Annotated in this window: 24 protein-coding genes; 13 read left to right on the top strand and 11 right to left on the bottom strand. The window is 61.8% G+C overall.

All coding sequences use genetic code 11. The annotated features are described in order from the left end of the window. The first annotated feature begins 98 nt into the window (after positions 1-98). The 4 genes from SGN16_RS05660 to SGN16_RS05645 all read left to right on the top strand — a co-directional run bounded on the left by SGN16_RS05660 (position 99) and on the right by SGN16_RS05645 (position 3,214). Positions 99-461, top strand: a complete 363-nt coding sequence (locus SGN16_RS05660) for an ArsC family reductase (protein WP_335943491.1) — start codon at positions 99-101, stop codon at positions 459-461. Between the two features lie 32 nt (positions 462-493). Next, entirely contained in the window at positions 494-1,528 is a 1,035-nt protein-coding gene (gene dapD, locus SGN16_RS05655) for a 2,3,4,5-tetrahydropyridine-2,6-dicarboxylate N-succinyltransferase (protein WP_135843911.1), read from the top strand. Positions 1,529-1,604: 76 nt separating this feature from the next. Further along, positions 1,605-2,810, top strand: a complete 1,206-nt coding sequence (locus SGN16_RS05650; RefSeq protein ID WP_335943490.1) for a cysteine desulfurase — start codon at positions 1,605-1,607, stop codon at positions 2,808-2,810. After that, entirely contained in the window at positions 2,807-3,214 is a 408-nt protein-coding gene (locus SGN16_RS05645; protein WP_335943489.1) for a SufE family protein, read from the top strand. Before SGN16_RS05650 ends, SGN16_RS05645 begins: the two co-directional genes overlap by 4 nt. 114 nt (positions 3,215-3,328) lie before the next feature. Here the strand turns inward: SGN16_RS05645 and tcdA are convergent, their stop codons facing one another. Beyond that, positions 3,329-4,129: a tRNA cyclic N6-threonylcarbamoyladenosine(37) synthase TcdA gene (tcdA, locus tag SGN16_RS05640; protein WP_335943488.1), complete on the bottom strand. Its 801-nt coding sequence runs from the start codon at positions 4,127-4,129 to the stop codon at positions 3,329-3,331. 307 nt (positions 4,130-4,436) lie between these two features. Here tcdA and dapE point away from each other — a divergent pair, with 307 nt between their 5' ends. The 3 genes from dapE to SGN16_RS05625 all read left to right on the top strand — a co-directional run bounded on the left by dapE (position 4,437) and on the right by SGN16_RS05625 (position 6,857). Further along, positions 4,437-5,588, top strand: coding sequence for a succinyl-diaminopimelate desuccinylase (gene dapE, locus SGN16_RS05635; protein WP_335943487.1), 1,152 nt, complete (start codon positions 4,437-4,439; stop codon positions 5,586-5,588). Continuing rightward, on the top strand, positions 5,588-6,397 hold the full coding sequence (locus SGN16_RS05630; protein ID WP_335943486.1) for a putative RNA methyltransferase: 810 nt from the start codon (positions 5,588-5,590) through the stop codon (positions 6,395-6,397). The genes dapE and SGN16_RS05630 overlap by 1 nt, the downstream gene beginning before the upstream one ends. An 82-nt stretch (positions 6,398-6,479) precedes the next feature. After that, entirely contained in the window at positions 6,480-6,857 is a 378-nt protein-coding gene (locus SGN16_RS05625; RefSeq protein ID WP_335943485.1) for a hypothetical protein, read from the top strand. A gap of 181 nt (positions 6,858-7,038) precedes the next feature. On the opposite strand, the gene SGN16_RS05620 is transcribed toward SGN16_RS05625, so the two are convergent. Continuing rightward, entirely contained in the window at positions 7,039-7,248 is a 210-nt protein-coding gene (locus SGN16_RS05620) for a cold shock domain-containing protein (protein WP_210643039.1), read from the bottom strand. Between the two features lie 226 nt (positions 7,249-7,474). Here SGN16_RS05620 and plsB point away from each other — a divergent pair, with 226 nt between their 5' ends. The 4 genes from plsB (at position 7,475) to SGN16_RS05600 (ending at position 11,757) form a co-directional block, all read left to right on the top strand. Next, positions 7,475-9,973, top strand: coding sequence for a glycerol-3-phosphate 1-O-acyltransferase PlsB (gene plsB, locus SGN16_RS05615; protein WP_210643038.1), 2,499 nt, complete (start codon positions 7,475-7,477; stop codon positions 9,971-9,973). 188 nt (positions 9,974-10,161) lie between these two features. Then, complete coding sequence (locus SGN16_RS05610; RefSeq protein WP_335943484.1) at positions 10,162-10,536, top strand: YbaY family lipoprotein; 375 nt, start codon at positions 10,162-10,164, stop codon at positions 10,534-10,536. Positions 10,537-10,629: 93 nt separating this feature from the next. Beyond that, entirely contained in the window at positions 10,630-11,034 is a 405-nt protein-coding gene (locus SGN16_RS05605; RefSeq protein ID WP_210643036.1) for a YbaY family lipoprotein, read from the top strand. Positions 11,035-11,067: 33 nt separating this feature from the next. Next, positions 11,068-11,757 (top strand): DUF4197 domain-containing protein, encoded by a 690-nt coding sequence (locus tag SGN16_RS05600; RefSeq protein ID WP_210643035.1) that lies wholly within the window; start codon positions 11,068-11,070, stop codon positions 11,755-11,757. A gap of 135 nt (positions 11,758-11,892) precedes the next feature. Here SGN16_RS05600 and SGN16_RS05595 read toward each other — a convergent pair whose 3' ends face one another. Both SGN16_RS05595 and SGN16_RS05590 read right to left on the bottom strand, forming a co-directional pair. After that, a complete protein-coding gene (locus SGN16_RS05595) occupies positions 11,893-14,958 on the bottom strand; it encodes an efflux RND transporter permease subunit (protein ID WP_335943483.1) in 3,066 nt (1,021 codons plus the stop codon). Between the two features lie 6 nt (positions 14,959-14,964). Continuing rightward, positions 14,965-16,065, bottom strand: coding sequence for an efflux RND transporter periplasmic adaptor subunit (locus SGN16_RS05590; RefSeq protein WP_210643033.1), 1,101 nt, complete (start codon positions 16,063-16,065; stop codon positions 14,965-14,967). A 94-nt stretch (positions 16,066-16,159) separates the two neighbouring features. Here SGN16_RS05590 and SGN16_RS05585 point away from each other — a divergent pair, with 94 nt between their 5' ends. Then, positions 16,160-16,795: a TetR/AcrR family transcriptional regulator gene (locus SGN16_RS05585; protein ID WP_210643032.1), complete on the top strand. Its 636-nt coding sequence runs from the start codon at positions 16,160-16,162 to the stop codon at positions 16,793-16,795. 144 nt (positions 16,796-16,939) lie between these two features. Here SGN16_RS05585 and SGN16_RS05580 read toward each other — a convergent pair whose 3' ends face one another. Next, positions 16,940-17,722, bottom strand: coding sequence for a class I SAM-dependent methyltransferase (locus SGN16_RS05580; protein ID WP_335943482.1), 783 nt, complete (start codon positions 17,720-17,722; stop codon positions 16,940-16,942). 92 nt (positions 17,723-17,814) lie between these two features. Here SGN16_RS05580 and SGN16_RS05575 point away from each other — a divergent pair, with 92 nt between their 5' ends. Beyond that, on the top strand, positions 17,815-18,435 hold the full coding sequence (locus SGN16_RS05575; protein ID WP_335943481.1) for an energy transducer TonB: 621 nt from the start codon (positions 17,815-17,817) through the stop codon (positions 18,433-18,435). A gap of 13 nt (positions 18,436-18,448) precedes the next feature. On the opposite strand, the gene SGN16_RS05570 is transcribed toward SGN16_RS05575, so the two are convergent. The 6 genes from SGN16_RS05570 to adk form a co-directional block, all read right to left on the bottom strand. Continuing rightward, positions 18,449-19,147, bottom strand: coding sequence for an extensin family protein (locus tag SGN16_RS05570; RefSeq protein WP_210643029.1), 699 nt, complete (start codon positions 19,145-19,147; stop codon positions 18,449-18,451). A 16-nt stretch (positions 19,148-19,163) separates the two neighbouring features. Beyond that, positions 19,164-19,985, bottom strand: coding sequence for an isocitrate lyase/phosphoenolpyruvate mutase family protein (locus tag SGN16_RS05565; protein WP_335943480.1), 822 nt, complete (start codon positions 19,983-19,985; stop codon positions 19,164-19,166). A 32-nt stretch (positions 19,986-20,017) separates the two neighbouring features. Further along, positions 20,018-20,878: a DUF72 domain-containing protein gene (locus SGN16_RS05560; protein WP_210643027.1), complete on the bottom strand. Its 861-nt coding sequence runs from the start codon at positions 20,876-20,878 to the stop codon at positions 20,018-20,020. Further along, positions 20,878-21,186 carry a hypothetical protein gene (locus SGN16_RS05555; protein ID WP_210643026.1) on the bottom strand — a complete coding sequence of 103 codons (309 nt, stop codon included), beginning with the start codon at positions 21,184-21,186 and terminating at the stop codon, positions 20,878-20,880. Before SGN16_RS05555 ends, SGN16_RS05560 begins: the two co-directional genes overlap by 1 nt. Before the next feature lie 246 nt (positions 21,187-21,432). Next, on the bottom strand, positions 21,433-22,110 hold the full coding sequence (gene tsaB / locus SGN16_RS05550) for a tRNA (adenosine(37)-N6)-threonylcarbamoyltransferase complex dimerization subunit type 1 TsaB (protein WP_210643025.1): 678 nt from the start codon (positions 22,108-22,110) through the stop codon (positions 21,433-21,435). A 94-nt stretch (positions 22,111-22,204) separates the two neighbouring features. Next, positions 22,205-22,855 (bottom strand): adenylate kinase, encoded by a 651-nt coding sequence (gene adk, locus SGN16_RS05545; protein WP_210643024.1) that lies wholly within the window; start codon positions 22,853-22,855, stop codon positions 22,205-22,207. Positions 22,856-23,051 lie beyond the last annotated feature (196 nt).

The raw sequence follows: 23,051 nt of genomic DNA, 5'->3' as shown, positions 1-23,051 counted from the left end.
AGGTTTTGCCGCACATCAACCTGGGCCGTCGCGAAACCGTCCGGTCATGGCATAATCCTTCACCTTTTACTTTCAGCACCTGCAAAGGGGGCAATTCCTTGACCGATTCAAGCAAAACGTTGCACCTTTTCGGCATCAAAGCCTGTGACACCATGAAAAAGGCGCGCACCTGGCTCGATGAACACGCTGTACGCTACGACTTCCACGACTACAAGACCGCCGGCATCGACCGTGAGCACCTCTCCCAATGGTGCAACGAACATGGCTGGCAAGTGGTGTTGAACCGGGCCGGTACGACCTTTCGCAAACTCGACGACGAACGCAAAGCCGATCTCGACCAGACGAAAGCCATCGAACTGATGCTCGCACAACCCTCGATGATCAAGCGCCCGGTGCTCGATCTCGGTGACCGAACCCTGATTGGCTTCAAGCCAGATATTTATGCGGCAGAGATCAAGTAAGCCTGCCCAGTCCATTTTGTAGAGGTAATTTCATGTCCACTACCCTGTTCAGCCTGGCCTTCGGTGTCGGCACTCAAAACCGTCAAGGCGCCTGGCTGGAAGTGTTCTACGCACAGCCGCTGCTCAACCCGTCGGCTGACATCGTCGCAGCCATCGCACCGATTCTCGGCTACAGCGACGGCAACCAGGCCATCACCTTCACCACCGCCCAGGCTTCGCAACTGGCTGAAGCCCTCAAGGGCGTCGATGCCGGGCAAGCCGCGCTGCTGACCCGCCTGGCCGAAAGCCACAAGCCGCTGGTCGCCACCCTGCTGGCCGAAGATGCCCAACTGAGCTCCACCCCCGAGGCTTACCTCAAGCTGCACCTGCTGTCCCACCGCCTGGTCAAACCTCATGGCCTGAACCTGGCCGGCATCTTCCCGCTGCTGCCGAACGTGGCCTGGACCAGCCAGGGTGCGATCGACCTGAGCGAATTGGCCGAACACCAGCTCGAAGCCCGCCTGCGCGGCGAGTTGCTGGAAGTGTTCTCGGTGGACAAGTTCCCGAAAATGACTGACTACGTGGTTCCGGCCGGCGTGCGTATCGCCGATGCCGCGCGGATCCGCCTGGGCGCCTACGTGGGCGAAGGCACCACCGTGATGCACGAAGGTTTCGTCAACTTCAACGCCGGCACCGAAGGCCCGGGCATGATCGAAGGCCGTGTCTCGGCGGGCGTGTTCGTTGGCAAAGGCTCGGACCTGGGCGGCGGTTGCTCCACCATGGGCACCCTGTCGGGTGGCGGCAACATCGTGATCAAGGTTGGCGAAGGCTGCCTGATCGGCGCCAACGCTGGCATCGGTATCCCGCTGGGCGACCGCAACACCGTGGAGTCGGGCCTGTACGTGACCGCCGGCACCAAGGTCGCGCTGCTGGACGAGAACAACCAACTGGTCAAGGTGGTCAAGGCTCGCGATCTGGCCGGCCAGCCCGACCTGCTGTTCCGCCGCAACTCCGAGACTGGCGCAGTGGAATGCAAGACCCACAAATCGGCCATCGAGCTAAACGAAGCACTGCACGCCCACAACTAAGCCGCTTCACACCATCACCTGTGGGAGCGAGCTTGCTCCCACAGGGTCCGGCGTAACTCCAGCAGGGCCCGAAAGCATGTTGATTCCCTCCCCCTGGCGCGCCGACTTCCCGGCCATCGCCGCCCTGCAACGGCAAGGCCAGACTTACCTGGACAACGCCGCCACTACGCAAAAACCCCAAGCGCTGCTCGATGCCCTGGCGCATTACTACGCCAATGGCGCGGCCAACGTGCACCGGGCGCAGCACTTGCCGGGAGCCCACGCCACCCAGGCGTTCGAAGACAGTCGCCGCAAGGTCGCGCAATGGCTCAATGCCGAGGATTGCGGGCAGATCATCTTCACCCACGGCGCCACTTCGGCGCTGAACCTGCTCGCCTATGGCCTGGAGCATCTGTTCACCCCTGGCGATGAAATCGTTATCAGCGCCTTGGAACATCACGCCAACCTGCTGCCGTGGCAACAACTGGCCGAGCGCCGTTCGTTGACGCTGGTGGTGTTGCCGCTGGATGCCGATGGGCTGATCGATCTCAGTGCCGCCGCCGAACTGATTGGCCCGCGTACACGCTTGCTGGCGGTGAGCCAGTTATCCAATGTTCTGGGCGCCTGGCAGCCCTTGCCGGCGCTGCTGGCACTGGCCAAGGCCCAAGGCGCGTTGACGGTAATCGATGGCGCCCAAGGCGTGGTCCATGGTCGCCATGACGTACAGGCCCTGGAGTGCGATTTCTACGTATTTTCCAGCCACAAGCTCTACGGCCCCGATGGGCTAGGCGTGCTGTTCGGCCGCAACGCAGCGCTTGAGCAACTGCGCCATTGGCAGTTCGGCGGCGAAATGGTGCAACAGGCCGATTACCACAGCGCCACCTTCCGCCCGGCACCGCTGGGTTTCGAAGCGGGCACGCCGCCGATTGCCAGCGTGATCGGTCTGGGGGCGACCCTGGATTACCTGTCCGCTCTCGACTCGCAAGCACTCATCGACCATGAAGCCGGCTTGCATGACTACCTGCTCCACGGCCTGCTGGCGCGCAACGGCGTGCGCCTGGTGGGCAACCCGCGCCTGGCCCTGGTCAGTTTTGTGGTCGAAGGCGTGCACAACGCCGACCTGGCCCACCTGCTGACCGAGCAAGGCATCGCCGTGCGCGCCGGGCATCACTGCGCCATGCCACTGTTCAGGCATTTGCATCTGGCGGGAGCGATTCGGGTGTCGCTGGCGCTGTACAACGACTCCGCCGATATCGAACGCTTCTTCGAGGCTTTGGACCAGGCTTTGGAGCTGCTGCGATGAGCCTGCCGACCGAGGCCGCTGCGGCGCTGCAGATTTTCCAGGACGCATCGAGTTGGGAGCAACGCGCCCGGCTGTTGATGCAATGGGGAGAACGCTTGCCACCCTTGAACGATGCGGACAAGTGCGACGCCAACCTGGTCAGTGGCTGTGAAAGTCAGGTGTGGCTGGTGGGTCAGTTGCATGACGGACATTGGCAATTTGCCGCCAGCAGCGATGCGCGGTTGATCCGTGGGCTGGTGGCGTTGCTGCTGGCGCGGGTCAACGGGTTGTCCGCTGACGAGTTGCAGCAGGTGGATTTGCCGGATTGGTTCAATCAACTGGGATTGTCGCGGCAGCTGTCGCCGTCGCGTAGCAATGGCTTGAATGCGGTGTTGAAGCGGATGTTTGAGTTGACCCGCCAATGATCGTTCCCATGCTCCGCGTGGGAATGCCTCTACGGACGCTCCGCGTTCGGCTGTATTAGGGACGCAGAGCGTCCCGAGCTGCATTCCCACGCAGAGCGTGGGAACGATCTTCAGTCAGACCCTGTCCGCCGGCCGCCGCACACCCGCCACGATCTTATCCACAGCCTTGGTCGCCGCGACCATGCCGAACGTCGCCGTGACCATCATCACCGCGCCAAACCCACCGGCGCAGTCGAGCTTGACGCCGTCACCGACAAAACTCTTCTGCAAGCAAATGCTGCCGTCCGGTTTCGGGTAGCGCAGTTGTTCGGTGGAGAACACGCAGGGCACGCTGTAGTGGCGGGTCACGGTGCGGGAAAAGCCGTAGTCGCGGCGTAGGGTGGAGCGCACTTTCGACGCCAGGGGATCGTTGAACGTACGGTTCAAGTCGCAAACCTGGATCAGCGTCGGGTCGATCTGCCCACCCGCCCCGCCAGTGGTGATGATCTGGATCTTGCGGCGCTTGCACCAGGCGATCAACGCGGCCTTGGCGTTGACGCTGTCGATGCAGTCGATCACGCAATCGATGTTCGGCGTGATGTATTCGGCCATGGTCTCGCGGGTGACGAAATCCGCCACGGCGTGCACCGTGCAATCGGGGTTGATCCCCCGTAGCCGCTCGGCCATCACCTCGACCTTGGGTTTGCCGACGGTGCTGTCCAGGGCGTGCAACTGGCGGTTGGCGTTGCTGACACAGACATCGTCCAGGTCGAACAGCGAAATCTCGCCCACGCCACAACGGGCAATGGCTTCCGCCGCCCAGGAACCGACCCCACCCACGCCGACAATCGCCACATGGGCCGCCCGCAGGCGCTCCAGGCCTTCGATGCCATACAAACGGGCGATACCGGCAAACCGTGGATCTTCTGTACTCATGACCATTACCCCAAAAACCGGCGCGCATTATAGGGCTTTGCTGCGGCAATTCGAGCCGGTCGCGAAATGAATCCGACCAATTTCCCTTGTGGGAGCGAGCTTGCTCGCGATAGCGGTGTGTCAGTCAATATTGATGCGGCTGATCCGACGCCATCGCGAGCAAGCTCGTTCCCACAGGTTTTGTATTCCACCTGTCCCGCACCAGGGGACCATGATGGTCGTTTTGCTATAAGATAACCGCCATTTTGTGGGTGTCAGCCTGCCCCCACACTAGCCTTGCGTTCATACTAATATTCCCGGAGTTTTCATGACGGCCCACGCCGACCTCTCGCCGACCCTGCAACTCGCCTGCGACCTGATCCGCCGTCCGTCCGTGACACCGGTGGATGCCGATTGCCAGAAACTGATGATGCAGCGCCTGGGTAACGCCGGATTCAAGCTCGAACCCATGCGCATCGAGGATGTGGATAACTTCTGGGCCAGCCACGGCAAGCATGACGGTCCGGTGCTGTGTTTCGCCGGGCACACCGACGTGGTGCCGACCGGCCCGGTGCAGGCCTGGCAGCTCGATCCGTTCGACGCGGTCATCGACGAGCACGGCATGCTTTGTGGCCGTGGCGCGGCGGACATGAAGGGCAGCCTGGCGGCGATGGTGGTGGCGGCCGAACGGTTCGTCGCCGACTATCCGGACCACAAGGGCTCGGTGACCTTCCTGATCACCAGCGATGAAGAAGGCCCGGCCCACCACGGCACCAAGGCCGTGGTCGAACGCCTCAAGGCCCGTCAGGAGCGCTTGGATTGGTGCATCGTCGGCGAGCCGTCGAGCACCACCCTGGTGGGCGACGTGGTCAAGAACGGCCGGCGCGGCTCCCTCGGCGCGAAGCTGACCGTGCGCGGCAAGCAAGGCCACGTGGCCTACCCACACCTGGCGAAGAACCCGATTCACCTGGCTGCTCCGGCGCTGGCAGAATTGGCCGCCGAGCATTGGGACCACGGCAACGATTTCTTCCCGCCCACCAGTTTCCAGATCTCCAACCTCAACTCCGGTACCGGCGCGACCAACGTGATCCCCGGTGACCTGGTGGCGGTGTTCAACTTCCGCTTCTCCACCGAGTCCACCGTCGAAGGCCTGCAACAGCGTGTCGCCGACATTCTCGACAAGCATCAGTTGGACTGGCACATCGACTGGGCGCTGTCCGGCCTGCCGTTCCTCACCGAGCCGGGGGCATTGCTTGACGCGGTGTCGTCGAGCATCAAGGACGTCACCGGCCGCGAGACGAAGGCGTCCACCAGCGGCGGCACCTCCGATGGTCGCTTCATCGCCACCATGGGCACGCAAGTGGTGGAACTGGGTCCGGTCAACGCGACCATCCACCAGGTCAACGAACGGGTCCTGGCGGCCGATCTCGAGGTACTGACCGAGATCTACTACAAGACCCTGATCAAGTTGCTCGCCTGATGCTCGCCTGCCCGATCTGCAGTGAACCGCTGAACGCGGTGGACAACGGTGTGGTGTGCCCGGCCGGCCATCGGTTCGACCGTGCGCGGCAGGGTTACCTGAACCTGCTGCCGGTGCAGCACAAGAACAGCCGCGACCCCGGCGACAACCAGGCCATGGTTGAAGCCCGGCGCGACTTTCTCAACGCTGGGCATTACGCCCCCGTTGCCCGGCGCCTGGCGGAACTGGCTGCCGAACGCGCGCCCGGGCGCTGGCTGGACATCGGCTGTGGCGAGGGCTACTACACCGCGCAAATCGCAGAAGCGTTGCCCAATGCCGATGGCTATGCCCTGGACATCTCCCGCGAGGCGGTCAAGCGTGCCTGCAAACGCAACCCGCAACTGACCTGGTTGATCGCCAGCATGGCCAGGGTGCCGTTGGCGGATGGCTGCTGCCAGTTCCTGGCCAGCGTGTTCAGCCCGCTGGACTGGCAGGAGGCCAAACGCCTGCTCAGCCCCGGCGGCGGCTTGATGAAAGTCGGCCCGACCGCCGGCCACCTGATGCAATTGCGCGAGCGGCTGTACGACGAAGTGCGTGAGTACACCGATGACAAGCACCTGGCCCTGGTACCTTCGGGCATGGTGCTCGATCACAGCGAAACCCTCGAATTCAAGCTCACGCTCGACAGTGGCCAGGACCGTGCCAATCTGTTGGCCATGACACCCCATGGCTGGCGCGCCAGTGCCGAACGCCGTGCCAGCGTGATCGAGCAGGCCGAGCCGTTCGAAGTCACGGTATCGATGCGCTACGATTATTTCGTTCTTCAATAACCTTTGATTCCGGGCCTCGGGCAACCGCTCGGGGCCAGTTAAATCCGCGAATGGATTTTTCAAGACCGCAGTGAGGACATCCATGCGCCAACCCGATATCGAGATTTACCTCAAAGACGCCGACGTCGACCACAAGGCCATCGCCGCCTGGCTCGGCCAGGCCCTGGGCCCGTGCAGCGAATGGGTGCAGAAAGGCCAGACCTACAAGTGCAAGGCCGGCAACGTCCCGGTGACCTGGCTGCCCAAGGCCGTTGGCAAATGGAACAGCCTGTACCTGGAAAGCGACCAGACCCCGTGGGAAGACGACATCGCCTGCGCCCGCGCCGCCTTCGCCGCACTGAACGTCGAAGTGCGCTGCGCACCGGGGTCGTGGGTGGAAGAAGAAGGTGAAGAGTCGGCGGATCGCTGGATTCGCATCAGCGCCGATGGGGAAGAAGAGATTACCTGGAAGACGGCCTAACAGTCTGGAGGCATGTCGCAATTGCCATGCCCATGACAGATCCAACGTGAAAGAAGATCCCATGTGGGAGCGAGCTTGCTCGCGATAGCGGTGTGACAGCCAGTGAAAATATTGCCTGATACACCGCTATCGCGAGCAAGCTCGCTCCCACAATGGGTTTTGTCTCACCAGTGAATGCGGTTTACAACCCCACCACATCCTCAGCCTGCAAGCCCTTCTGCCCTTCCACCACCGCGTACTCGACCTGCTGGCCTTCGGTCAGTGAACGGTGGCCTTCACCGCGGATGGCGCGGTAATGCACGAACACATCCGCTCCACCTTGACGCTGGATGAAACCGTACCCCTTGGCGTCGTTGAACCACTTCACACTGCCGGTTTCCCGTGCTGCCATGATGCTCACTCCCATTTTTATTTTTTGAGTCGGCTTTTCGATGGAAAGCCGTACGAACGTTAGCTGCCGTCCAGCCATCTACAAGGGAGGCCGTGGCAGTCACTGGCCGAGTATATGACACACGTAAAAACTCTCAACTGACTTTACTTCGCCGCTTTTTTGCCGATTTTCGACGAATCCGGCACACTAGCGACCGCTTGATCTTATCCACTCATGCAGAAGCCGTATGACCCGCTCCCCGTTCCGCCGTCTTGTGTTTGGCACCCTGCGCCGACTGTTGTACCTCTGGGTTCGCTCCGAGACCATCAACCAGTCGTCCTTCACCCTCAACCTCGACCGCAGTCGCCCGGTGTTCTACGTCCTGCAAGATCCGTCGCTCACCGACCTGGCGGTGCTCGACACCGAGTGCACCAAGGCCGGCCTGCCCCGCCCGGTGCTGCCGGTATCGGTGGGCAACCTGTTGGAACCGGCGGCGTTTTTCTACCTGACGCCGGCGCCGGACTGGCTCGGACGCCAGGACAAACGCGGCGCGCCGCCGACCCTGACGCGGCTGGTCAACGTTCTGACCCACAACGCCGCCGAAGATGCACAGATCATCCCGGTCAGCGTGTTCTGGGGCCAGTCGCCCGACAGTGAGTCCAGCCCGTGGAAGCTGTTGTTCGCCGACAGTTGGGCCGTCACCGGACGCCTGCGCCGCTTGCTGAGCATCATGATCCTGGGACGCAAGACCCGCGTGCAGTTCTCGGCGCCGATCCATCTGCGCGAGCTGATCGAGCACGATAAGGGGCACGAGCGCACTGTGCGCATGGCCCAGCGGATCCTGCGGGTGCACTTTCGCAACCTGAAAGCGGCAGTCATCGGCCCGGACATTTCCCACCGCCGCAACCTGGTCAAGGGCCTGCTGAACCAGCCGCTGGTCAAGCAGGCGATTGCCGACGAGGCCGAGCGGGAAAAAATCTCCCCGGAAAAAGCCAAGGCCCAGGCCCTGCGCTATGGCAACGAAATCGCCTCGGACTACACCTACACCGCAATCCGTTTTCTGGAAGTGGTGCTGAGCTGGTTCTGGAACAAGATCTACGACGGTATCAAGGTCAATCATATCGAAGGCGTGCAAAACGTCGCCCAGGGCCACGAAGTCATCTACGTGCCGTGCCACCGCAGCCATATCGACTACCTGCTGCTGTCCTACCTGCTGTTTCGCAACGGCCTGACCCCGCCGCACATTGCCGCCGGCATCAACCTCAACATGCCAGTGATCGGCAGCTTGCTGCGCCGTGGCGGGGCGTTTTTCATGCGCCGCACCTTCAAGGGCAACCCGCTCTACACCGCGGTGTTCAACGAATACCTGCACACGCTGTTCACCAAAGGCTTCCCGGTGGAGTACTTCGTCGAGGGCGGTCGCTCGCGCACCGGGCGCATGCTGCAACCCAAGACCGGCATGCTCGCCATCACCTTGCGCAGCTTCCTGCGCTCATCGCGCATGCCCATCGTCTTCGTGCCGGTCTACATCGGCTATGAGCGGGTACTGGAAGGCCGCACTTACCTAGGCGAGCTGCGCGGCGCCAGCAAGAAGAAGGAATCGATCTTCGACATCTTCAAAGTCATCGGTGCCCTCAAGCAACGCTTTGGCCAGGTGGCGGTGAACTTCGGCGAACCGATCAAACTGGCGGAGTTCCTCGACAGCGAGCAACCCGACTGGCGCCAACAGGAGCTGGGGCCGCAATTCAAGCCGGCCTGGCTCAACGCGACCACCAACCGCCTCGGCGAGCGCGTGGCCCGGCACCTGAACGAAGCCGCAGCCATAAACCCGGTCAACCTCGTCGCCCTGGCGCTGCTCTCCACCAGTCGCCTGGCCCTGGACGACCGCGCCATGGCCCGGGTGCTGGACCTGTACCTGGCGCTGCTGCGCAAAGTCCCGTACTCGCCCCACACTACCCTGCCCGAAGGCGATGGCCGGGCGCTGATCGAGCACGTGAAGGGCATGGACCTGCTGTCGGAACAGAGCGATGCCCTGGGCAAGATTCTGTACCTGGATGAACAGAACGCGGTGTTGATGACCTACTACCGCAACAACGTCCTGCACATCTTCGCCTTGCCGGCGCTGCTGGCGAGTTTCTTCCAGAGCAGCTCGCGCATGAGCCGCGAGCAGATCCTGCGCTACACCCGAGCCTTGTACCCGTACCTGCAATCGGAGTTGTTCATTCGCTGGTCGCTGGAAGAACTCGACGCCGTGGTCGACCAGTGGCTCGAAGCGTTCGTCGAACAAGGCCTGCTGCGCTTCGAAAACGACCTGTACCTGCGCCCGGCGCCGAGTTCGCGGCACTTCGTGCTGCTGACCCTGCTGTCCAAAAGCATCGCCCAGACCTTGCAGCGCTTCTACATGACCGTCTCGCTGCTGCTCAACAGCGGCCAGAACAGCATCAGCGCCGAAGAACTGGAAGACCTCTGCACCGTCATGGCCCAGCGCCTGTCGATCCTGCACGGCCTGAATGCGCCGGAGTTCTTCGACAAGAGTCTGTTCCGCCACTTCATCCAGACGATGCTGGACCTCGATGTGTTGCGCCGCGACGAAGCCGGCAAACTCAGCTACCACGAGCTGCTGGGCGAGCTGGCCGAAGGCGCGGCCAAACGGGTGCTGCCGGCGGAAATCCGCCTGTCGATCCGCCAGGTGGCGCTGCATCGCAGTGAAGATGCGGCGGAGGTCGCCGTCAGTCCTGGCATGTGAAACCTTCGGACCACTCACCCAGAACCATGGAGCGGTTCCGGTGAGCCGATGGAGAAATCAGCGAACTTACTCCGACGCTGCGCAGCGGCTAAAGCGACGTCAAACGAAGAAAAGACCTACAGAGAACTTTGGAACAGGCTTCTAGGATGAGCCCACGTCAATGTCGACGTACTGAAAAGGAATTCAGCATGAATATCATCACGTTAACCATACAACTGCCCGAAGGCCAGCAACTCCCCGAAGACGCTCGCACCGAAGTCAGTGTCCAGAATGCGGCCGGTGCGCAGATCAGCGCCAGCGGCGGCCAGGGCTCCAACGTAGCGCCCAAGGAACCAGTGGCGCAGCAGCCTTGGCAATATCGCTTTCTTGTCGACCCCAAGACAACGCGCGTAGGAGAAGAGCTCCTGGTCAAGGCACGCGTGTACCGAGCCGACACCGCTCTTTTTCTTGAGGCCGAACAGGCCTTCACCTGGGATGGCAGCAATCAACACGTTGACATCCCCCTGAGCCTGGCGCCAGCATCGCTGGCTGAAACTGTTCAAGCGCCCGCGTTCGGTTCCTGAGCCGCGACGTCAAGAATGGGGGCTTGGACGCCAATCCGCTAAATGCCCATTGACGCCGGTGTGCTGCTGGCGTCAATGGGCAAGGTACTTCCAATGAAAAAATCAGCTCTGTTTGCATCCATGGCGCTACTGGCCGCTTGCCAATCGGCAACGCCCCCCACCACAACCGCTGCATCCCTCGATGGCGAAGTGTTCTACCTGCAACGCATCGCCCTGCCGCCCAACGCTACCTTGAGCGTGAGCCTGCAAGATGTGTCTCTGGCCGACGCCCCCGCCGTGGTGCTCGATGAACAGCGCGGTCCGATCAAAGGCCAGGTCCCGCTGCCGTTCCACCTCAGTTATGATCCCACCCAGGTCAAGCCCGGCCATCGTTATGCCGTGAACGCCCGCATCGAAGTGGACGGCCAGTTGATGTTCATCACCACCGAACAACACACCGTGCACCTCGATGGCAAAGATCCGCAGCCGTTGAAGATCCGCGTCAACGCCGCACGCTGATTCCTTTTTCAAAATCTCTTCAAGGAAGCTGTCATGCTCCGTCCTACCCTCCGTTTCACCGGCCTGTGCGCGGGCCTGCTGATCTGCGCCAACGCCATGGCCCTGTCCCTGAGCGACCTGTCGCAGAATGATGCCACTGGCGGTCTCAAGGACGCATTGACCCAAGGCGCCCAAGTGGCGGTCAAGCAACTGGGCACGCCCGGCGGTTTCAGCAACAACCCGGACGTGAAAATCGAGCTACCAGGCAAGCTCGGCAAAGTCGCCAGCAAGATGAAGGCCTTTGGCATGGGCGACCAGGTCGACCAACTGGAAACCAGCATGAACCAGGCCGCTGAAGCCGCCGTGGTCCAGGCCCAGCCGATCCTGGTCAATGCCGTGAAGAACATGAGCGTGAGCGATGCCAAGGGTATCCTCAGCGGTGGCCAAGACTCCGCCACGCAATACCTGAACAAGAGCAGTCGCGAGCAGATCCGCGCCAAGTTCCTGCCCATCGTCAAGCAAGCCACCGACAAGGTCGGCCTGGCGCAAAAATACAATGCCTTCGCCGGCCAGGCCGCGACCTTCGGCGTGTTGGACGCCAAGAGCGCCAATATCGAAAACTATGTGACCGAGCAAGCGCTGGACGGGTTGTTCGAGATGATCGGCAAGCAGGAAGCCACCATCCGCAAGAACCCGGCGGCTGCGGCGACCAGTTTGGCGAAGAAGGTTTTCGGTACGCTCTAAGCACCAACCCAAAACACCTGTGGGAGCGAGCTTGCTCGCGATGGCGGTGTAACAGCCAACAGAGATGTTGAAGCTGATACCGCTATCGCGAGCAAGCTCGCTCCCACATTGGTTTGCGGGGTCAGAGGATCAAGGTCAGGTTTTCTTGACCCTGAACCACGCCGCATACAACGCCGGCAAGAACAACAACGTCAACGCCGTCGCCACGATCAACCCGCCCATGATCGCCACCGCCATCGGCCCGAAGAACAGGCTGCGCGACAGCGGGATCATCGCCAGCACCGCCGCCAGTGCGGTGAGCACAATCGGACGGAAGCGTCGCACCGTCGCTTCGATGATCGCCTGCCAGGGCGTCAGCCCTGCCTTGATGTCCTGTTCGATCTGGTCCACCAGGATCACCGAGTTGCGCATGATCATGCCCGACAGCGCGATAGTACCGAGCATGGCGACGAAACCGAACGGTTGGCGGAACACCAGCAGAAACAACGTGACACCGATCAACCCCAGGGGCGCGGTGAGAAACACCATGGCCGTGCGTGAGAAGCTGCGCAGCTGCAGCATCAGCAACGTCAGCACCACCACGATGAACAGCGGCACACCGGCATTCACCGATTTCTGGCCACGGGCCGAATCCTCCACCGTACCGCCCACTTCCAACAGATAACCGTCCGGCAACTCTGCGCGAATCGGCTCCAGGGTCGGGAATATCTGCTGCACCAGGGTCGCCGGTTGCTCCTTGCCGTAAATATCGGCCCGCACGGTCACGCTCGGCAGACGGTTGCGGTGCCAGATCACGCCCTCTTCGAAACCGTATTCCAAGGTCGCGATCTGCGACAACGCAACACTTTTACCATTGTCGGTAGGCACCGCCAGGCTTGGCAGCAACGACAGTTCGGTGCGCTCATGCAGCGTGCCGCGCAGCATGATCTCGATCAGCTCATTGTCCTCCCGGTATTGGCTGACGCTGGCCCCGGTGAGGGAACGTTGCAGGAAGCTCGACAGATTGGCCGTGCTCACGCCCAAGGCCCGGGCACGGTCCTGATCAACATTCAGGTACACCACTTTGCTCGGTTCTTCCCAATCCAGATGCACGTTGGCCACGTAGGGATTTTCTCGAACCTTGGTCGCCACTTTCCGCGCCAGGGCCCGGACTTCTTCAATGTGCTCGCCGGTTACCCGGAACTGCACCGGGTACCCCACGGGTGGGCCGTTTTCCAGGCGCGTGACCCGCGAGCGCAGGGTCGGGAATTGTTCGTTCAAGGTGCTGATCAGCCAACTGCGTAACGGCTCGCGATCTTCGATGGTCTTGGCCAGCACCACGAACTGGGCAAAGCTCGACGCCGGCAGCTGTTGATCCAGCGGCAGGTAGAAACGCGGTGAACCGGTGCCGACGTAAGCCACATAGTTATCGATGCCCGGGTGGTCCTTGAGCAATGCTTCAAGGCGCTTGACCTGTTCGGCGGTGCTACTCAGGGAAGCGCCTTCCTCCAGCTTCAGGTCGACCATGAGTTCCAGCCGCCCCGAGGCCGGGAAGAACTGCTGCGGCACAAAACGGAACAGCACCACCGAGCCGACAAACAACAACACGGTCAGGGTGATGACGGTTTTGCGTCGACGCACGCACCACTCCACCAACCGGCGGACCCGCTGATAGAACGGTGTGCCATAAGGATCGGGCTGGCCGTCAGCAGTGCCGTGTTTAGCCGCGTGAATTTTCGCCAGGTCTGGCAGGAGCTTTTCCCCCAGGTACGGTACGAACACCACGGCGGCCACCCAGGACGCCAGCAATGCGAGGGTCACAACCTGGAAAATCGAACGGGTATATTCGCCCGTGCCCGATTGCGCGGTGGCGATCGGCAGGAACCCCGCCGCCGTGATCAGCGTACCGGTGAGCATCGGGAATGCCGTACTGGTCCAGGCGTAGCTGGCGGCCTTGATCCGGTCGAAGCCCTGCTCCATCTTGATCGCCATCATCTCCACCGCGATGATCGCGTCATCCACCAGCAGCCCCAGTGCCAATACCAGCGCACCGAGGGAGATCTTGTGCAGGCCGATTCCCAGGTAATACATGGCGGCGAAGGTCATCGCCAACACCAACGGAATCGCCAGGGCCACCACCATCCCGGTCCTCAGCCCCAGGGAGAAGAAGCTCACCAGCAACACGATGGTCAGCGCCTCCACCAACACCTGGACGAATTCGCCGACGCCAGTCTTCACCGCCGCCGGTTGGTCCGAAACCTTGCGCAGTTGCATGCCGGCCGGGAGGTTGTTCTGCAGACGGGCAAACTCGCTTTCCAGGGCCTTGCCCAAGATCAGGATATCGCCGCCCTGCTTCATCGCCACGGCCAGGCCGATGGCATCTTCGCCCATGAAACGCATGCGCGGTGCCGGCGGATCGTTGAAACCGCGACGCACCTCGGCCACATCGCCGATACGGAAGGTGCGATCGGCGACACGAATCGGAAAGTTGCGGATCTCTTCTACCGTCTGAAAATTCCCCGAAACCCGTAGCTGTAGTCGCTCGCTAGCGGTTTCGAAGAAGCCTGCAGTCGACACCGCGTTCTGTTCTTCAAGGGCTTGCTGAACGGCTGCCAAAGGCAAGCCAAGGGTCGCCAGCTTGACGTTCGACAGCTCGATCCAGATTTTTTCGTCCTGCAAACCGAGCAGCTCGACCTTGCCCACGTCCTTGACCCGTTGCAGTTGGATCTGGATGCGGTCGGCGTAGTCCTTGAGCACCGCATAGTCGAAGCCGTCACCGGTCAGCGCGTAGATATTGCCGAAGGTGGTGCCGAATTCATCATTGAAGAACGGCCCCTGGATGCCCGGCGGCAAGGTGTGGCGGATGTCACTGATCTTCTTGCGGATCTGGTACCAGAGCTCGGGAATCTGCGCCGAATGCATCGAATCGCGAGCCATGAAGGTCACCTGGGACTCGCCCGGGCGGGAAAACGAGACGATCCTTTCGTAATCGCCGGTTTCCATCAGCTTCTTTTCGATGCGCTCGGTGACCTGCCGCGAGACCTCCTCGGCCGTGGCGCCCGGCCAGACGGTGCGAATCACCATGGCCTTGAAGGTGAACGGCGGGTCTTCGCTCTGGCCGAGCTTGGTGTAGGAAAGTGCACCGACAATGGCCAGCAACAGCATCAGGAACAATACGATATGGCGATTACGCAGCGCCCATTCGGAAAGATTGAAACCCATCGGGGATTACTCCTTGGCCGCCAGATTGACCACGCGGTTGGAGCGATCCACCGGCCGTACCTGCTGGCCGTCGAGGAGCACATGCACACCGGCCGCCACGACCCAATCATCGGGGCCGAGGCCTTCGAGTACGGGAACGGTTTTTTCGCCGAAGGCGCCGACGCGCACCGGGACTTTTTTCAGGGTGTTATTGGCATTGACCACCCAGACATATGTCGCGCCGTTCTCGGCAGTCAGGGCAGACAAGGGTACCGACAGCGTCACCTTGTCGGCAGCCTGGATAAACACCCGGGCGCTCTGGCCCAGTTCCGCAGGAACGCTGCCGGCGGTGAAGGCGACACGGGCGGCAAACGTACGGGATTTCGGATCGGCAGACGGTGACAGCTCGCGGATATGCCCGCTGAAACGCTGGTCGGGCTGACTCCACAGCTCGACCGAAACCGGCTGGCCGATCTTGAACCGACCGAAACTTTGTTCCGGCAGGCTGATCAGCACCTCACGCTCGCCATCGGTGGCGAGGGTAAACACCGTTTGACCGGCCGATACCACCTGCCCCACTTCCACCGAACGCCGGGCCACTACGCCATCCTGGGGAGCACGCAGTACCGAGTAACTGGCCTGGTTATTGGCGACGTCGAACTCGGCCTTGATCTGCTTGAGCCGCGCGGCGCCGGAGCGATAAAGATTTTCAGCATTGTCGTATTGCGAGCGGCTGACCATCTGCCGCTCCATCAACGTCTTGTAGCGGTCACGCTCGGAGCGCACCAGGTTCAGGTTGGCCTCGGCGGCAGCGACCTGGGCGCGGGTCGCTTCCAGTTGCAGGCGCACATCCTCGGGATCGAGTTCGGCCAGCGGTTGATTGGCCTTGACCCGCTGGCCCTCTTCGACCAGTCGTCGGCTCACCTTGCCGCCAATGCGAAAGGCCAGGTCGGGTTCGAAACGCGCCCGCACTTCGCCGGGGTAACTGTCCATCGCCTGGGCCGAAGGCTGTGGTTTCACCACCATGGCCGGGCGCACGGCGACGGGCACCGGCTCGTCATGACCACACGCGGCCAACAATAAAGCCAGGCTGACTGGCACGACGAGGGGCAGGGCATAGCGGAACATGACAAGTGACCTTTCGCTAATGGTGCTTGGAATAATTATACTGGCGAGTATGTTATTAATAGCAAACTCACCAGTCCAGTATTAAAGCGAAGAAATGTCGAACAATCTTTCACCCCCCAGCGGCCCCGGTCGCCCGAAGGATCTGGCCAAGCGCCAGGCCATTCTCGACGCCGCGAAACGCCTGTTCGTGAGCATGGGTTACGCCAGCACCAGCATGGACGCCGTCGCCACCGAGGCGGGCGTGTCGAAGCTGACCGTCTATAGCCACTTCACCGACAAGGAAACGTTGTTTTCCGCCGCCGTGATGGCCAAGTGTGAAGAACAGCTGCCGACGCTTTTTTTCGAATGGCCGGACGGCGTTCCGATCGAAAAGGTGTTGTTGAACATCGCCCGCGGGTTCAACCAACTGATCAACAGCGACGAATCGCTGAACCTGCATCGGTTGATCATGGCCCTGGGCAGCCAGGACCCCAAGCTCTCGACGATTTTCTACGAAGCGGGCCCGCAGCGGATGCTCTCAGGCATGGAACGGCTGCTGACCAAGGTCCACCAGAGCGGCGCCCTGTGCATCGATAAACCGCGCAATGCCGCCGAGCATTTCTTTTGCCTGATCAAGGGCGCGGCGAATTTCCGCTTGCTGTCCGGCTGCGGCGCACGCCAGGAACCGGAAGCGGCCGAGGCCCATGTGCAGGAAGTGGTGGGGTTGTTTGTGCGGGCTTATCGACCGTAGGTCAGCCGTCGGGTATTCGCTGGCTGACAGGCCCTCTTCGCGAGCAAGCTCGCTCCCACAGTTTGATCGAGGGTGCCCACAAAACCTGCATTCACTGCTGATCCCTGTGGGAGCGAGCTTGCTCGCGATGCAGGCGACGCGGTCTCAGGGCTTGAGTGCTTTCTTGGGATAGATGTCATACCGACTGGATTTTCCATCCAGCCCATGGCTCGGCTTCGGCCCTTCGATGCACGGAGCCTTGCGCGGGCGTTTGACCACCACTCGGTGAGTCGCCAGGGCCAGAGCTGCGGCGAGCAGTGCCGGGGCATCCGGGTCATCGCCGACCAAGGGCCGAAACAGGCGCATTTCCTTCTTCACCAGGGCGGTTTTCTCACGATGAGGAAACATCGGGTCCAGGTAGATCACTTGGGGCGGCTCACCTTCCCAGTTGCGCATCACCTCGATGGAATTACCCTGGAGCAAGCGCATGCGGGCCACGATGGGCGCCACCTCGAAATCTTCCGCCCCGCGAGCCAGGCCATCTTCCAGCAATGCACCGATCAGCGGCTGGCGCTCGATCAGGCTCATTTCGCAACCCAGGCTGGCCAGCACGAACGCGTCCTTGCCCAACCCTGCCGTGGCATCCAGCACCCGCGGGCGTATGCCCTGGGCGATCCCGACCGCCTTGGCGATCATCTGACCACTGCCGCCACCGTACAACCGACGATGGGCCGCCCCGCCCTCGACGAAGTCCACCCGCACCGGGCCCGGCGCATCCGCGCCCAGTTGCTGCAGTTGCAGGCCCTGTTCGCCGACCTGCAAGGCAAACTCGCCAGCGTCCACCTGCAAAGGCAGGCCAAGCCGCTCGGCCCAGTGCTCGGCCTGCGACTGGAAGGCCGGGGCCAGGGCCTCGACGCGGATGCGACAAGGCGCAGGTTGCTCACTCATGGAAAACACGCTCAAAAAATTAATGATCGGCAAAAATGGCCGATAACAAGGGTGAACGGCATTTTGCCAGAGCTGAGCGTCGACCGAGAAAAATGTCAGACATTCAATCCACATCGATAGGCGTTATCTCCCCTTACGGCGATTACAGCCTGCGTAACACCCAAGCCCTGAGCGGCGTCAGTCACCTGTGGCAGGATTTTTTTGCCCGGGCGCTGGCCGATCAACTGGGGGATAACGCACCGGCGCCTGGCAGCTACCAGCCCGTCGCTCTCGATGAGGCGGTTGAACCGACCCTCGGCGCCGAACTGCTGGAGCACATCGTCAGCCAGCGCACCTGCGAAGTGATCGAAACCCCGGTCAAACCGCCTGAGCCGCTGTTCCTGCCCATCGCCGAATTCGAACTGGACCTGCTGGACAAGCCTTTCCCACCCTTCCCACCGGAAGAAATCGCCGCCCAGCAAAAACAGCAGACCTTCGAGAGCAACTGGGTTCGCCCACTCGTGCTCACCGCCGGTCAACCGCTGCCGGAGCCCGGCCCGGCGCCGCAACCGCGTCCACTGCACCTGCCGATTGCCGAGTTCGAGCTCGACCTGCTGGACAAGCCCTTCCCGCCCTTCCCGGAAGAGGAATTGGTGGTGCAACAGAAACAACTGGACTTCGACACCCGCTGGGCACGCCCGATCGTGCTGCAGAACCTGCGTATCGCCGCCTGACCCATTCAGGACGCTAGCGACAGATCCACCATGGCCCGACATCCAGATGAAAATGGTTGCGGTGCGCCGCGTTGTAATCCGGACTCAACACCACACTGAACATATCGCAAGCGCCGTCGCGGGCCTGGCGTAGAAACCGTGCATCGGCATTGTCCTTCGGCCAGTCCTTGAGCACGTTGATCGTACGGCCATCGGCCAGGCGAAACCCGGCGATGTCCAACGCACTGGCCGTAGCGTGCTGGCTGCGCGCGCCACTTTCACGACCGTACATGTTGCGGCAGGCGAAACTGCCAAGGTGATCGACCCGCGTGATTTTCTGCCCATAGACTGCCGTTGCTGCTGGCTGCAACGCATGACGCTCGAACAGCGCGAACGCCACCGCCAACGGGCAACTGGCGAGAAAACTGCTGCTCAGCGCCACCTCACCGCCCTGCACCCTCAGCACATTGGTCAGCGGGCACGTCGAGTTGGCGCCGCTGTCGGCCTGGCGGGCGGTGTGCAGTCCCGAGGTGGCGAGGGCCTGGTCACACAGCTGCGGGTCGTTGCGCAGGGCCATGAGCTTGTAGCGGGTCAACAGGTTGGGGGGAACGTTGACATCCAGGGGCGCCCAGGGATTCCATTGCGGCGGCAGCGACAGCCAGCCGCGCCATACCGCCAGCGCTGCGCAGGCAACGACCAGCGCCAATACCGCAAAGCCTTTCAAAAACCGCACGACAACGCCTCGGGCATCAACCCTTGAATAATTGGTTTGCCTGCTTGAACGGCATCGAGCGGCGAGTGAAGGTGAACGTGCCCTGCTGCTGGATTTCTTCAGCGGCGCGGAAGAACTCGCCATACGCGGCCAAGGCCAGGGCCGAGCCGACGCTGATGCGCTTGACCCCCAGCTCACTCAACTGCGCCACCGTCAGGTCCAGCGCCCCGGACATCAACACGTTTACCGGTTTTGGCGCCACGGCCTGCACCACCGCGAGCACTTGCTTGGCGGTGCTCAAGCCCGGGGCGTAGAGCACGTCGGCACCGGCGTCGGCGAAGGCCTTGAGGCGACGAATCGTGTCATCCAGGTCTGGATTGCCATGCAGGAAGTTTTCCGCCCGGGCGGTCAGCAGGAACGGGTACGGCAAACTGCGCACGGCGTCGGCGGCGGCCTTGACCCGCGCCACCGCATGTTCGAAGCAATAGATCGGGCTGTCTTCACGCCCCGTGGCATCTTCGATGGAGCCGCCCACCGCGCCGACCTCTGCGGCACGCAGCAAGTTGCGGGCGCACGCGTCGGGAGCATCGGCAAACCCGTTCTCCAGATCGACCGCTACCGGCAGGTCAGTGGCAGCGACAATCGCCCTGACGTTGGCCAAGGTGTCTTCCAGGCCCAACGCACCATCTGGCCGCCCCAGGGAGAAAGCGTGACCGGCGCTGGTCGTCGCCAAGGCCTCGAAGCCAAGACTGGCCAGCATCTTGGCGGAACCGGCATCCCATGGATTGGGAATGACAAAAGCCTCCTCGCGTTCGTGCAAGGCCTTGAATGCCTGGGCTCGACGGGTTTGCGCATCCATGTAGTTCGCTCCTGGGCAGAGAGAGTTTGGCCTCAGAGCAAACCCAGTTGCTCGGCGGCGGGCTCTCTATATAGCTCAGGCAGGGCCGGCAAGCCAGGCAAACGACTCATCAAGCGAGTGTGGAAGTGTTGCGCAAGTTTCGCCGCCAGCAGGTTGTCGGCGGTGTGCAGGAAGATATAGGGCGTGCGTCCCTCTTCGATCCAGCCAGCGATTTTCTCCACCCAGGGTGTCAGGAACGGCTCGTTGGCCTCCAACACCGGATGACCGATGAAGCGCACCTGCGGGCATTGGGTGAACGCCGTTGGCCGGGGCGGTACGCGAGGCTTTTTCGATTGCGCGTGGAGCACGGCAGGATCGGTCGAGGTACAACTGAACAAGGCCCGGGGATCGAGGCAGATGCGTTCGACGCCACGCTCGAGCAACAGGCGATTGAGGCGCCGTTCGGCATCGCCCTTGGCGAAGAATTCATCGTGCCGGACTTCCACGGCCAAGGGCCGCTCGAAGGCGTCGATGAACCCAGCCAACTCTGGCAATCGATTTGGGGTAAAGGCTTTGGATAACTGCAACCAGAATGGCGACACCCGCTCGCCCAAGGGGCTGAGCAGTTGCAGGAAGGTTTCGCAGGCCGTCAGGCGCTCGCGCAAATCGCCATTGTGGCTGATGTCACCGGGAAACTTGGCGGTGAAGCGAAAGTGCTCGGGCATGGTCTCGGCCCAACGTTGCACGACGGCCGCGGACGGGCTGGCGTAGAACGTCGTATTGCCTTCCACGGCATTGAACACTTGGGAGTAGAGATTCAGGAAGTCGGAGCTTTTCGCGCCCTGGGGATACAGGTAATCACGCCAGGCGTTTTCGCTCCAGGATGGGCAGCCCAGGTAGTAAGGCAACCGCATCAGATGTAGAGGTCGAGTCCCAGCACTTCCATATCCCAATCGACGAAACCGGCGGTGCTCAGGTAGCTGGCCAGGGCCGTGGCCACGCTGCGGCTCATGGAACGGTGATACAGCATGTCTTGCTGACGGGCGGGAAGATTGCTCAGGCGTTGTGCGGAAGCTTTGGCGGCGCGGGCGGCCAGTTGCTCTTCGGACGGGAACTCCAGTTCGCCATCGACATCATCGAAGGACTCAGGCTCAGCGGCTTTGCCTGCACGAGGCTTGCGCTTGAGGGGATAGGACTGGGATGAAACGCCGTCTATACGCATAACAGAATGCTCGGTATCAATGATGGCAATTTAGCGGCACTTTCGCGACCGCGCAAATGCGCAAGTGATAACTAGAACACATAAAGCCAAAAAGGTTTAAAAACCGGCGGAAAAAGTGACGACTGGCGATATTGGGTGTGACTTTTGGCGCAGGAAATGACTTTTGGCTGGGGACGTCGGATAGCGGGGCTGTGAAAGATCGTTCCTCACGCTCTGCGTGGGAACGATCGAATGGGGTGAGGTTATTTACCGTTCGGACTTGGGTGTTGCAACCTTGTCCCGCAGGTACACCGGCTGGGCATCGTCAGCCGGGATGGCTTCGCCGCGGGCCCAGGCAAAGCGGGCCAGGGCCAGCAGGTCTTCGGCGTGCGGCAGCATCGAGGCGTCCTGGCCGCTGAGGTTGACGGTAATTCGCTCGCCGTAGCCCCAACCGGTACCCGCGCCGAACCAGTCACCGTCGGCCCCGCTCGGCAAAGCCGCGGCTTCGGGTGGCAATACCGCCTCAGCACCGACCAGGCGCATCTCACCGTCGGTTTCGCGATAGCAGCCCCAGTACACCTCATCCATGCGCGCATCGATGGCCGCCGCGACTTGGCGCGCGCCCTGTTCGCGCAAGGCTCGCTGGGCCAGCACCGCCAGGTTCGACACCGGCAACACCGGTCGCTCCAGGGCGAACGCCAGCCCCTGCACCACGCCGATGGCGATGCGCACGCCGGTAAAAGCCCCCGGCCCACGGCCAAAGGCAATCGCATCCACCGCCTGCAAGGTGGTCCCGGCATCGCTGAGCAATTGCTGGATCATCGGCAACAGCTTTTGCGCATGCAGGCGCGGGATCACCTCGTAATGGCTCGTGACCTTGCCGTCGTGCAGCAAGGCGACGGAGCAAGCTTCAGTCGCGGTGTCCAGGGCCAGCAAGGTGCTCATCGATGTGTCCGTAAATCAGGTGGGAAAAAAGTGCGCCAGTATAAACAACTACGGCCCGCAAGCGGGCCGTAGTTAGTGCAACTGATCAGACTTTTCAGCTCAGCGCTTCAAGCACCTTGCCGGTGATCGCATCGACCGAACCAACGCCCGGGATATGGCTGTATTTCGGCTTGCCGTGAGTCTTGGCCGACAGCTCCTGGTAGAACGCTACCAGCGGCTTGGTCTGGGAATGGTAGACCGACAGGCGATGACGCACGGTTTCTTCGGTGTCGTCCTTGCGCTGCACCAGGTCTTCACCGGTGACGTCGTCCTTGCCGGCAATTTTCGGCGGGTTATAGACGGTGTGATAGACACGACCGGACGGTTCGTGGACGCGACGACCGGCAATGCGCTGGACGATCTCTTCGTCATCGACCGCGATCTCGACCACGTGATCGAGCTCCACGCCGGCCGTCACCAGGGCTTCGGCCTGGGGAATGGTGCGCGGGAAACCGTCGAACAGAAAACCGTTGGCGCAATCGGCTTGAGCGATACGATCCTTGACCAGGGCAATGATCAGGTCATCCGACACCAGGCCACCGGCATCCATGATGCTCTTGGCCTTGACGCCCAGCTCGGTGCCAGCCTTGACTGCGGCACGCAGCATGTCGCCAGTGGAAATTTGCGGGATACCGAATTTTTCGGTGATGAACTTTGCCTGAGTACCTTTACCGGCCCCGGGAGCTCCCAGCAGAATGACGCGCATCGATGTGCTCCTCAATTTTTTTATGTAAAACGCTCGGATTCGCCTCGTGGGGCCAATCGCGGAAAAACAGGATCGTGACCGCCCAAACGGCCAAAGGCTGATCAAGATACACAGCAGGCCCGACCCACACAAGCCGCCGAAAGTCGGAGGAACCCGCGCCCGATGCGACCTTCGGAGGAGGTAGCGAGAGGCGCAA

The organism is Pseudomonas sp. G166, from assembly GCF_037027455.2.
Lineage (GTDB): Bacteria > Pseudomonadota > Gammaproteobacteria > Pseudomonadales > Pseudomonadaceae > Aquipseudomonas.
This window is presented reverse-complemented; position numbering and strand designations above follow the sequence as displayed.

Excerpts from the sequence above, each read along its gene's own strand:
- SGN16_RS05650 (WP_335943490.1), top strand. The coding sequence starts at position 1,605 with ATGTTGATTCCCTCCCCCTGGCGCGCCGACTTCCCGGCCATCGCCGCC.
- tcdA (WP_335943488.1), bottom strand. The coding sequence starts at position 4,129 with ATGAGTACAGAAGATCCACGGTTTGCCGGTATCGCCCGTTTGTATGGC.
- SGN16_RS05625 (WP_335943485.1), top strand. The coding sequence starts at position 6,480 with ATGCGCCAACCCGATATCGAGATTTACCTCAAAGACGCCGACGTCGAC.
- SGN16_RS05590 (WP_210643033.1), bottom strand. The coding sequence starts at position 16,065 with ATGTTCCGCTATGCCCTGCCCCTCGTCGTGCCAGTCAGCCTGGCTTTA.
- SGN16_RS05645 (WP_335943489.1), top strand. The coding sequence starts at position 2,807 with ATGAGCCTGCCGACCGAGGCCGCTGCGGCGCTGCAGATTTTCCAGGAC.
- SGN16_RS05600 (WP_210643035.1), top strand. The coding sequence starts at position 11,068 with ATGCTCCGTCCTACCCTCCGTTTCACCGGCCTGTGCGCGGGCCTGCTG.
- SGN16_RS05585 (WP_210643032.1), top strand. The coding sequence starts at position 16,160 with ATGTCGAACAATCTTTCACCCCCCAGCGGCCCCGGTCGCCCGAAGGAT.
- SGN16_RS05560 (WP_210643027.1), bottom strand. The coding sequence starts at position 20,878 with ATGCGGTTGCCTTACTACCTGGGCTGCCCATCCTGGAGCGAAAACGCC.
- SGN16_RS05610 (WP_335943484.1), top strand. The coding sequence starts at position 10,162 with ATGAATATCATCACGTTAACCATACAACTGCCCGAAGGCCAGCAACTC.
- SGN16_RS05630 (WP_335943486.1), top strand. The coding sequence starts at position 5,588 with ATGCTCGCCTGCCCGATCTGCAGTGAACCGCTGAACGCGGTGGACAAC.
- dapD (WP_135843911.1), top strand. The coding sequence starts at position 494 with ATGTCCACTACCCTGTTCAGCCTGGCCTTCGGTGTCGGCACTCAAAAC.
- SGN16_RS05620 (WP_210643039.1), bottom strand. The coding sequence starts at position 7,248 with ATGGCAGCACGGGAAACCGGCAGTGTGAAGTGGTTCAACGACGCCAAG.
- dapE (WP_335943487.1), top strand. The coding sequence starts at position 4,437 with ATGACGGCCCACGCCGACCTCTCGCCGACCCTGCAACTCGCCTGCGAC.
- SGN16_RS05575 (WP_335943481.1), top strand. The coding sequence starts at position 17,815 with ATGTCAGACATTCAATCCACATCGATAGGCGTTATCTCCCCTTACGGC.
- SGN16_RS05605 (WP_210643036.1), top strand. The coding sequence starts at position 10,630 with ATGAAAAAATCAGCTCTGTTTGCATCCATGGCGCTACTGGCCGCTTGC.
- plsB (WP_210643038.1), top strand. The coding sequence starts at position 7,475 with ATGACCCGCTCCCCGTTCCGCCGTCTTGTGTTTGGCACCCTGCGCCGA.
- SGN16_RS05595 (WP_335943483.1), bottom strand. The coding sequence starts at position 14,958 with ATGGGTTTCAATCTTTCCGAATGGGCGCTGCGTAATCGCCATATCGTA.
- SGN16_RS05580 (WP_335943482.1), bottom strand. The coding sequence starts at position 17,722 with ATGAGTGAGCAACCTGCGCCTTGTCGCATCCGCGTCGAGGCCCTGGCC.
- adk (WP_210643024.1), bottom strand. The coding sequence starts at position 22,855 with ATGCGCGTCATTCTGCTGGGAGCTCCCGGGGCCGGTAAAGGTACTCAG.
- SGN16_RS05565 (WP_335943480.1), bottom strand. The coding sequence starts at position 19,985 with ATGGATGCGCAAACCCGTCGAGCCCAGGCATTCAAGGCCTTGCACGAA.
- SGN16_RS05555 (WP_210643026.1), bottom strand. The coding sequence starts at position 21,186 with ATGCGTATAGACGGCGTTTCATCCCAGTCCTATCCCCTCAAGCGCAAG.
- tsaB (WP_210643025.1), bottom strand. The coding sequence starts at position 22,110 with ATGAGCACCTTGCTGGCCCTGGACACCGCGACTGAAGCTTGCTCCGTC.